Source organism: Alsobacter sp. SYSU BS001988 (assembly GCF_054796215.1).
Genome location: NZ_JBTAMK010000016.1, coordinates 105683 through 114520 on the forward strand (window position 1 = coordinate 105683; position 8838 = coordinate 114520).

At 67.8% G+C, this 8838-nt stretch carries 9 protein-coding genes and 2 tRNA genes; 6 read left to right on the forward strand and 5 right to left on the reverse strand.

Going from position 1 to position 8838, the window contains the following annotated elements; all coding sequences use genetic code 11:
• Nucleotides 1-9: 9 nt before the first annotated feature.
• From ACYVO7_RS21865 to ACYVO7_RS21875, 3 genes are all read right to left on the reverse strand, one after another.
• On the reverse strand, nt 10-861 hold the full coding sequence (locus tag ACYVO7_RS21865; RefSeq protein WP_460451898.1) for a carbohydrate ABC transporter permease: 852 nt from the start codon (nt 859-861) through the stop codon (nt 10-12).
• On the reverse strand, nt 854-1744 hold the full coding sequence (locus ACYVO7_RS21870) for a carbohydrate ABC transporter permease (protein ID WP_460451899.1): 891 nt from the start codon (nt 1742-1744) through the stop codon (nt 854-856). Before ACYVO7_RS21870 ends, ACYVO7_RS21865 begins: the two co-directional genes overlap by 8 nt.
• Nucleotides 1745-1809: 65 nt before the next feature.
• Nucleotides 1810-3069, reverse strand: a complete 1260-nt coding sequence (locus tag ACYVO7_RS21875) for an extracellular solute-binding protein (protein WP_460451900.1) — start codon at nt 3067-3069, stop codon at nt 1810-1812.
• Between the two features lie 139 nt (nt 3070-3208).
• Here ACYVO7_RS21875 and ACYVO7_RS21880 point away from each other — a divergent pair, with 139 nt between their 5' ends.
• Entirely contained in the window at nt 3209-3508 is a 300-nt protein-coding gene (locus tag ACYVO7_RS21880) for a hypothetical protein (protein ID WP_460451901.1), read from the forward strand.
• An 80-nt stretch (nt 3509-3588) separates the two neighbouring features.
• A complete protein-coding gene (locus ACYVO7_RS21885) occupies nt 3589-3951 on the forward strand; it encodes a hypothetical protein (protein WP_460451902.1) in 363 nt (120 codons plus the stop codon).
• 117 nt (nt 3952-4068) lie between these two features.
• Here ACYVO7_RS21885 and ACYVO7_RS21890 read toward each other — a convergent pair whose 3' ends face one another.
• A complete protein-coding gene (locus tag ACYVO7_RS21890; protein ID WP_460451903.1) occupies nt 4069-5754 on the reverse strand; it encodes an MFS transporter in 1686 nt (561 codons plus the stop codon).
• A gap of 573 nt (nt 5755-6327) precedes the next feature.
• On the opposite strand from ACYVO7_RS21890, the gene ACYVO7_RS21895 reads away from it, so the two are divergent.
• On the forward strand, nt 6328-6948 hold the full coding sequence (locus ACYVO7_RS21895; RefSeq protein WP_460451904.1) for a hypothetical protein: 621 nt from the start codon (nt 6328-6330) through the stop codon (nt 6946-6948).
• A gap of 22 nt (nt 6949-6970) precedes the next feature.
• On the opposite strand, the gene rlmB is transcribed toward ACYVO7_RS21895, so the two are convergent.
• On the reverse strand, nt 6971-7912 hold the full coding sequence (gene rlmB, locus ACYVO7_RS21900; RefSeq protein ID WP_460451905.1) for a 23S rRNA (guanosine(2251)-2'-O)-methyltransferase RlmB: 942 nt from the start codon (nt 7910-7912) through the stop codon (nt 6971-6973).
• Between the two features lie 366 nt (nt 7913-8278).
• Between rlmB and ACYVO7_RS21905 the strand changes: the two genes are divergently transcribed.
• The 3 genes from ACYVO7_RS21905 to ACYVO7_RS21915 all read left to right on the forward strand — a co-directional run.
• Nucleotides 8279-8363 (forward strand) — tRNA-Tyr (locus ACYVO7_RS21905).
• Between the two features lie 161 nt (nt 8364-8524).
• Nucleotides 8525-8598: transfer RNA gene (locus ACYVO7_RS21910), tRNA-Gly, on the forward strand.
• 147 nt (nt 8599-8745) lie between these two features.
• The coding region (locus ACYVO7_RS21915) for a GTP-binding protein (protein WP_139221393.1) at nt 8746-8838 on the forward strand (93 nt) is incomplete at its 3' end.

An 8838-nucleotide genomic window follows, 5' to 3' on the forward strand; every position in this document is an offset into this window, starting at 1 on the left:
AGTGTCTGCTCAACCCTTCACCGCGCCGGCCGTGAGGCCGGCGACGATGTGCTTCTGGGCGAGCAGGAACAGCAGGATGGTGGGAAGGATCGTGAGGGTGATGAAGGCCAGGATCAGGTGCCACTCGGACGAGTATTCGCCCTGGTAGATCATGATGCCGAGCGGCCAGGGATAGCGCTCGTCGCTGTTCAGCATCACGAGCGGCACCAGGTATGCGTTCCACGAATTCACGAACGCGATGGTGCCGACGGTGGCCAGGATGGGCCGGGACAGCGGCAGCGTGACGTAGCGGAAATAGTTGATGTAGCTGCAGCCATCCACCAGCGCGGCCTCCAGCAGCTCCACCGGCAGGTCGCGGAAGAAGCGCCGCAGCAAGAGGATGCTCATCGCCAGCGCGAAGGCGACCTGCGGCAGCACCACGCCGAAATAGCTGTCGAGCAGGCCGAGGTCCCGGACCTTGATGAACAGCGGCAGGATGGCGGTTGCGGCCGGGAACAGCAGCCCCAGCGTGATGTAGTTCAGCAGCATGGCGCTGCCGAAGAAGCGGATATGCGCGAACACGAAGGCCGCCATGGAGGCGACGATCAGGGTGAGCACCACCGTGAGGCTGGAGATCACCAGCGAGTTGCGCAGCAGGATCCAGTAGCGCGGCGAGCGCAGGATGCCGGCGTAGTTCTCCCACTCCCACACCTGCGGCAGGCCGAACGGGTTGGTGCGCAGCTCGCCCAGCGACTTGAAGCCGCCCAGAAGCGTGGCGATCAGCGGCGTGGCGACGAAGACCACGATCACCGCCAGGAACAGGCCCTTGTAGAGCGCGGCGGGATCGAAGGGCTTTCCGACGACGGGCGAGGAGCTATTCATCGCGCATGAACCACCGCTTGTACGTGAACGCGAAGGTGACGCAGATCACGAAGAGGATGACGCCCACCGCGCTGCCGAAGCCCACCCGCATGCGCATCACGCCGAAGCTGTAGAGGAAGCTCACCAGCGTCTGCGAGCTATCGGCCGGGCCGCCGCGCGTCAGCGGCATCACGAGGTCGAAGAGCTGCAGCGAGCCCACCACGGCGAAGAAGGCCGAGAGCCGGATGGTCGGGTAGAGCAGGGGAATGATGATCAGCCGCACGGTCTGCCAGCGGCTGGCGCCGTCGATGCGCGCGGCCTCGATGAGATTGCGGTCCATGCCCTGCAGGGCGGCGATGAACAGCATCATGTGGAAGCCGAAATACTTCCACACCACCACGATCAGCACGGCCAGCATGGAGGTCTGCGGGCTGGCCAGCAGATGCGGCGCCTCGGCCCCGAACTGGCGGTAGATGGCGGCCAGGAGCCCATAGTCGCCGTCATACACGAAGCTGAAGATCAGGCCCGTGGCGATCTCGGCCAGGATGTAGGGCATGAAGAACAGCATGCGCAGCGCCACCGCGCCGCGGAATTTCTCGGCGAGCAGCAGCGCCAGGGTCAGCGCCAGCGGCAGCTGGATCAGCAGCGACACCGCGATGATCAGAAGGTTGTTGCGCAGCGCCAGGCCGAAGGCCCGCGTCTCGAACACGAAGCGGTAGTTGTCCCAGCCGACCCAGTTCTTCGGGCTGCCGAAGCCGTTCCAGTTGTAGCCGCTGTACCAGGCCGCCTCGGCGATCGGCAGCACCACGAAGATCGTGAACAGCAGCAGCGCTGGAGGCAGGAACAGCGCGATGGCGGTGAGCTTGCCGGACCGCATCGAGCGGCGCGCCGCGGTGGCGTACATGGGTTTGTCCTTGGGCAAGGGCCGTGGGAGGCGGGGAGGCGGGGCCGCCGCCTCCCACGACGCGCTCAATTGCCCTGCCTCACGGCGTCCTGGATCGCCTGGGCCACCTGCTTGGCGTCCATGCTGCCGCCGGCCATCTCGGTCGTGGCGTCGTTCACGACGCGCCCGACATTGGGGCCGAGATCCTGGTCGTAGAAGTTCTGGTGGTACTTCGACTTGGCCAGGTTCGCGGCGATCTGGCGCATGAAGGGGCTCGCGAGCCCTTCCTCGGCGCCCTTGAAGGTCGGGATCAGGAAGTTGCCGGCGGCGAGGCGCTTCTGCACGTCGAGCGAGACGAAGTGCTTCAGGAAGGCCGCCGCCTCCTTGGGCGCGCCCTTGGTGACGAGCCAGCCGTTGATGCCGCCCAGCGTGTCGGTCGGGTCGCCCTGGCCGCCCGGAACGGTCGGGAAGTCGAACCAGCCGATATTGTCGTCCGCGATGCCCTTCTTGTCGGCCGCGAGCGCCTTTTGCGTGTGATAGAACGAGCTGATCGCCAGGATCATGGCGGCCTTGCCGTCGCCGAAGGCGCCGACCGCCTGCGGGTTCTTGAAGCCCAGGAAGCCGTTCTGGAAGGGCTGCAGGTCGACGAGCTGCTTGAAGAGTTCGCCCGACTTCAGGAACACCGGCCCTGCGAAGCCGCCGTTCTCGCCCTTCAGCGCGGCCTCGAAGGCCGGCTTGCCGCCGAGCCGCACGGCGAGGTTGGTCCAGTAGAAGTGCAGCGGCCACTTGTCCGCGCCGCCCGCCACGATCGGGGTGACGCCGGCGGCCTTGAGCTTCTTCACGGCGCCCAGCAGGTCGTCCCAGGTCTTGATCGAGGCCGGATCGACGCCGCCCTTGGCCATGAGCTCCTTGTTGACCATGAAGCCGACCTGCGACTGCGCATGCGGCACGCCGTAGATCTTGCCGTTCACCGTAAAGGCCGCGACGGCTGCTGGCGCAAGGTTATCCTTATACCCCTGCATAGATGCCGTGAGGTCCTCCAGCACGCCGGCTTCGACCTGCGACTTCAGCACGCCGCCGGCCCAGCTATAGATGATGTGCGGGCGATCCTTGGATTGCAGGATGGTCGGCAGCTTGGCCTTGTAGGCCTCGTTCTCGAGGAACTGCATCTCGACCTTGACGCCGGGGTTCTTCGCCTCGAAGTCCCGCGCCACCTCCTCCCAGATCTTCACCTGGTTGGGGTTCACCTCGATGTGGAGCCACTTCACGGTCGTCTGTGCGGCGGCTGCGCCGGCCGCCATCACAAGCCCCGCCGCCGCAAGCGCGGCGCGCCTCAGAATGCTCATCGCGTCCTCCCCGAAAGTGGCGTTTCCCGCCTGCCGAAGACCTTACCTCAGAATTTGAGGTACGCCACTCAAATCTGCGCGGGACGCCCCGGGCGGCGCTGCCTCCGTATCACTGCAATCGGGCCGGATGGGGTGGGAATTGGCGTCTTTCCTGCTGGACCGCCGGCGAGCTGCGTTATGCTGGCCCATGCGTTCGATCAAGAAAGTCATCGACTCGCGCGCGGAGATACAGCGGGCCAGGGACCTCATCGCCGAGATCCAGGCCGCCTGCGACCGCGCGCACACGGTGATCGCGGATTCCAAACGCATCATGGTCGAGAGCGTGGAGCGCGAGCGGCTCGAACGGGAGCGCCTGCGGGACGCCGAGACGGGCGAGCGGGAGTGCCCGCCACAATCCGGCCTCAGACCATTCATGCAGGGTTCAGACCTCAAGCTCTAGGGTGCTGGCCATTGGTTGACCGGTTCCGGGCCGACCGCCGCGATGCGGAAGGGCGCCCGGGGCGGACAGTGGAGCACAGCATGAGACACCATCGCATCATCGCCGGAGCGCTCGCGGCCCTGACGATCGGGGCCACGGTGGCGGCCACCGCCACGCCGGCGTCGGCCGACTACTACCGCTACGGCCATCGCCGCGGATTCAACCCCGGCGCGGCCGCCGCCATCGGGGCGGTCGGCGGACTGGCGCTCGGAGCCGCCATCGGCGGCTCGCGCCCGGCCTATGCCGCGCCCGTCTATGGCGCGGCTCCGGTCTATGGCGCTCCGGCCTATGACGTCGCGCCGGCCTACGCGGAGCCCGTGAACCAGTGCTACGAGACGCGCCGGCGCGTCTGGGTCCCCGGCTGGGGCTGGGACGTCCGCCGCCAGACCGTCTGCGACTACTGAGCCGCAACCGCGATTCGTCCTGAACGAAAAAAGGCCCCGCCGGACTGGCGGGGCCTTTTTTCATGGATGTTCGCCGGGATGAGCCGCGGGCGGGAGATCCGCCCGCGGCCAGGCCGATCAGTCGTCCGCGTAGATGTCGCGGTCCTTGGTCTCGGGGACCAGGATGAGGCCGAGCACGAAGGTGACCAGCGCGATCACGATCGGGTACCAGAGGCCGTAATAGATGTCGCCGGTCTGGGCCACCATGGCGAAGGCCGTGGCGGGGAGAAGACCGCCGAACCAGCCGTTGCCGATGTGGTAGGGCAGCGACATGGAGGTGTAGCGGATGCGGGTCGGGAAGAGCTCCACCAGGGCCGCCGCGATCGGGCCGTACACCATCGTCACATAGACGACGAGGACGAACAGGATCGCGATCACCTTGAAGGGCTGCGGGCGGAAGATGTCGAACGGATGCGACATCTTGACGATGCTGGGATCGCCCGCCTTCGGATAGCCGGCGGCCACGATGGCGGCCGTCAGGTTCTTGGTGAGGTCGGGCGAAGCCTTGCCGTCCGCGAACACGGCCACGTCCGTGCCGTTGACGTTGATCTTGGCGGGCTGCCCGGCCGGGCCGGCCGTGGTCGAATACTTCACGGCGCTCTTGGCGAGGGCGTCGCGGGCGACGTCGCAGGACGACGTGAACTTGCGGGTGCCGACCGGGTTGAACAGGTCGCCGCAATCAGCCGGATCGGCCACGACCTGGACCTTGGCGGTCTCGATCGCCTTCTCCAGCATCGGGTTCGCGCTGCTGGTGAGCGCCGTGAACAGCGGGAAGTAGGTGAGGGCGGCCAGCAGGCAGCCGGCGAGGATGATCGGCTTGCGGCCGATCTTGTCCGACAGCCAGCCGAACAGGACGAAGCCGCCGGTGCCGATGAGCAGCGACCAGGCGACCAGCAGGTTCGCCGTGTAGCCGTCGACCTTCAGGATCGATTGCAGGAAGAACAGCGCGTAGAACTGGCCCGTGTACCAGACGACGCCCTGGCCGGCCACGAGGCCGACGAGCGCGATGATCACGACCTTCATGTTCTTCCACTGGCCGAACGCCTCCGACAGCGGCGCCTTCGACACGGTGCCTTCGGCCTTCATCTTCTGGAAGGCGGGCGACTCGTTGAGTTGCAGCCGGATCCAGACCGAGATGCCGAGGAGGGCGATGGAGACCAGGAACGGCACGCGCCAGGCCCAGGCCGCAAAGGCCTGCTCGCCCGCGATGGTGCGCGTGAACAGGATCACCAGCAGCGACAGGAACAGGCCGAGCGTCGCCGTCGTCTGGATCCACGATGTGTAGAAGCCGCGGCGGCCCTGCGGGGCGTGCTCGGCCACATAGGTGGCGGCGCCGCCATACTCGCCGCCGAGCGCGAGGCCCTGCAGCAGGCGCAGGCCGATCAGGATGATCGGGGCCGCGATGCCGATGGAGGTCGAGCTGGGCAGCAGGCCGACGATGAAGGTCGACAGGCCCATGATCAGGATGGTGACCAGGAAGGTGTATTTGCGCCCGACGAGATCGCCGATGCGCCCGAACACCAGAGCGCCGAAGGGGCGGACGATGAAGCCGGCCGCGAAGGCCAGCAGCGCGAAGATGTTGCGGGTCGATTCATCGAACTGGCTGAAGAACTGCGCGCCGATGATCGTGGCGAGAGACCCGTAAAGGTAGAAGTCGTACCACTCGAAGACTGTGCCCAGCGAGGATGCGAAGATCACTCGCTTTTCGTCGGCCGTCATCGGCCTCACGCGTTCTGCCCCAGCGGGGGCGGCTGCCATGGTCATGCCCTACTCCTTGCTTTCCCCATGCCAGTCTGCGGGACGCGTGCGTCCGCCAGGCGCGCCGACGAGAGCGCGCCAAACAGATCTGGCGATCCAAGTTGTTCACGGTCGCCTCCACGGAGCGCAAACCGGTTCTTTCCCCCACATGCGCCGCAGCGGCGCCGTTGTCCCAAGTCGCCCGCCGGCGCGCCGGTCGGGTGCTTCGTTGTTCTTGTTCGACTCGGATTCACACACCGAGGCCGTTGATTGAACGATACAGGAGCCCGACGAAGCTCGGGATTCAACCTTCGTCTAGAAGAGGGGGCGCTTCGGCCGCGGCGGGACCGTCCTCAAGGACGATCATCTTCGGCAGAAACTCCGCCCGTCTCGGCTTTATAGACCGAGAACCGGCGGCGGATCAGCCGTGCTTTGGTCTTGCGACTATGGTTTTGCTTGCAAAGGCGCATCCGCGCCAAAGCCGCGGCGGGCCCGCCGCGGCAGGCGGCCAGTCGGGCCGAACGGAAAAAACGCTGGGAACTCAGGCGTTCATACACTATTTGTTAAGACATGTGCGGCGTTGCGTTCAGGAGTCACTCGATGAAGTCCACTTGGCGTTTCATCTTGGGAGCATCGACCCTCGCGGCCGCAGCCGCCTTCGCCGCCATTCCCGCGCAGGCCGGCTCCGGCCCGGGGCGCTCCATCTTGGTCCGCACGTCCGCCACGGCGCCGGGATCCGTCACGCCGGTCCGGCCTGGCGCGGCGGTCGCCCTTCGCAAAGCCGGGCCGGGGTGGGATCGCACGCGCTGGGGCCATGGCCGGCAGGCGTGGCGCCACGACCATGGCCGTCCCGGTCGCCGGGACCGGGCCTGGGGCCTCTACGACGCCGCCGGATACGGCTATGGATACGGCTATGGATACGGCTACGGTCCGGCCGCGCCGGCCTATGGGGCGGGCCTGCTCGACGGACGCCTCCTCGGGGCCACGCCGGAGTTGCAGTTGCCCACCAAGTTCGATCTGCCGAGGGTCGCGGGCTATCACGGCGCCGAAGCCGCGGCGCCGGTCTTCTATGCGTTCGACGACGGCTTTGGCGGCGCGCCGCCTCGTTCGGCCGCCCGCGCCGGCGTCGCGCCGTCGGCGCGCATCGTCACGGTCGGGGTGGACCAGGGCTTCGCCAGCGGCCGCGCGGGCCCGCGGATCATCGCCGTCCCGGCGCGCTGAAAGCAGGCGCTCCGCACCAGTCTCAGACCGCGGGGCCGAGCGCCCTCGTGATGGCGTAGAGCGCCACCGCGGCGGCGTTGGAGACGTTCAGGCTCTTGATCGCGCCCGGCATGTCCAGCCGCGCGAGCGCGTCGCAGCGTTCGCGCGTCAGGCGCCTCAGGCCCTTGCCCTCGGCGCCGAGCACCAGCGCGATGGGACGCGTGGCGACCGCCTGCTCCATGACGACCGGGCCTTCGGAATCCAGCCCGATGCGCCAATAGCCGAGATCCCCCAACACCGTGAGGGCCTGGGCGAGGTTGCCCACGGTCATGATCGGCACATGCTCGAGGCCGCCCGACGCCGTCTTGGCGAGCACGCCGACGGCCTCCGGGCTATGCCGGTCCGTCATCACGAGCGCGGTGACGCCGAAGGCCGCGGCGCTGCGCAGGATGGCTCCGACATTGTGCGGGTCGGTGACCTGGTCCAGCACCAGCACCAGCCCGTCCTCCGGAAGGTCGTGGATGTCCAGCGGCTGAAGCGGCTCGACCTCGGCGACCACGCCCTGGTGGACGGCGTCCTCGCCCACCATGCGGTCGATCTGCTCCGGGCCCACGATGGCCGGCGCCACTTTGGGATCCGGGACCATGAGGGCGAGGCGCTGCGCCGCGTTCTCGGTCGCGAAGACCGCATGGACTTTCCGGCGCGGATTGCCCAGCGCCTCGGCGACGCTGTGGAAGCCATAGAGGCGCTGGCGCCCGTGCGGGGCCTGCTCCCGCTCCGGCCTGCGCGGCCGCGCGGCGTCGCGACCCGAGGGGTCCCGCCCCGCTGGCGCGCGTTCCGGGCCGGGCCGGGCGTCCGCCCCACGCCCTGGGCGACCCGCGCGGCCGTCGTCCTTCGGGCGGCCGCGGCTCTCCTTGCGGGGGTCCCAGCCGCCCTGGGCGGCCGCAGGCCGCTGCGGTGGTCTGCCCGAACCGCGTTTGCTCATGTCGTTCTCCTCGCGCCCGGGTGTGGCATGGACCCAGTCACGGCGCAACGGCGCGGGCCACGGCCGCTCCTGACGAAGCCGTCGTCGTCGCGCAGCGGGCGCTTACGGAGTCGTCGCATGGCTCCGCGTCGAATCGCGTCGGCGCCGGAGTCCTCGCTGGGCGCGCGGGACCCGCGGTCGAAACGTCGGCCGCGTGAACGGCGCCGTGGAGGGGCTTGGGGAAAATCCCGGCCGCGTCCTTGGCTTCGTCTTTTGAGTGTTGACAGTGCGGCGAGCGGCCACCATAAGACGCCCCGCAGACGGACCCCGAGCGGTGCGACTGTTCCGCGTCTCGTGTAGCGTTCCTTCGCGCACGGATTCGGGCGTGGAGGAGTGTCCCGAGCGGCAAAGGGGGCGGACTGTAAATCCGCTGGCTAAGCCTTCGTAGGTTCGAGTCCTACCTCCTCCACCATTTCCCTTCCCGACCATGACGACGAGCATCCTTTGGCGGCGTGAAGCGGCGCGTGTCTGGTCGCGCTTCGCCGGTGCGATCCGACGGGCCGGGGAGTTCGGCCCGGGACGATCGTCCCCCATTGCCAAGGGCGGCCAGACGCGGCATAAACCGCGCCGCGGGCGGGTGTAGCTCAATGGTAGAGCAGCAGCCTTCCAAGCTGAATACGAGGGTTCGATTCCCTTCACCCGCTCCAATCTTCACCCTCATGAGAACTGGCGATCCTGCGGTCGGGCGCGTTTGCGTGCGTCGCGCTTGCGGTTTCGGGCAAAACGCTCTAATCGCACGCCCGTTTGATCACCCTTGCCGGCGTCGTCCGGCTGTCGAGGACTGAGACACGGCCATGGCCAAGGAAAAATTCGCGCGGACTAAGCCGCACTGCAACATCGGCACGATTGGTCACGTCGACCACGGCAAGACGTCGCTGACGGCGGCG

Coding starts and splice junctions, on each gene's coding strand:
- ACYVO7_RS21865 (WP_460451898.1), bottom strand. CDS start 861: ATGAATAGCTCCTCGCCCGTCGTCGGAAAGCCCTTCGATCCCGCCGCG.
- ACYVO7_RS21870 (WP_460451899.1), bottom strand. CDS start 1,744: ATGTACGCCACCGCGGCGCGCCGCTCGATGCGGTCCGGCAAGCTCACC.
- ACYVO7_RS21875 (WP_460451900.1), bottom strand. CDS start 3,069: ATGAGCATTCTGAGGCGCGCCGCGCTTGCGGCGGCGGGGCTTGTGATG.
- ACYVO7_RS21885 (WP_460451902.1), top strand. CDS start 3,589: ATGAGACACCATCGCATCATCGCCGGAGCGCTCGCGGCCCTGACGATC.
- ACYVO7_RS21890 (WP_460451903.1), bottom strand. CDS start 5,754: ATGACCATGGCAGCCGCCCCCGCTGGGGCAGAACGCGTGAGGCCGATG.
- ACYVO7_RS21895 (WP_460451904.1), top strand. CDS start 6,328: ATGAAGTCCACTTGGCGTTTCATCTTGGGAGCATCGACCCTCGCGGCC.
- rlmB (WP_460451905.1), bottom strand. CDS start 7,912: ATGAGCAAACGCGGTTCGGGCAGACCACCGCAGCGGCCTGCGGCCGCC.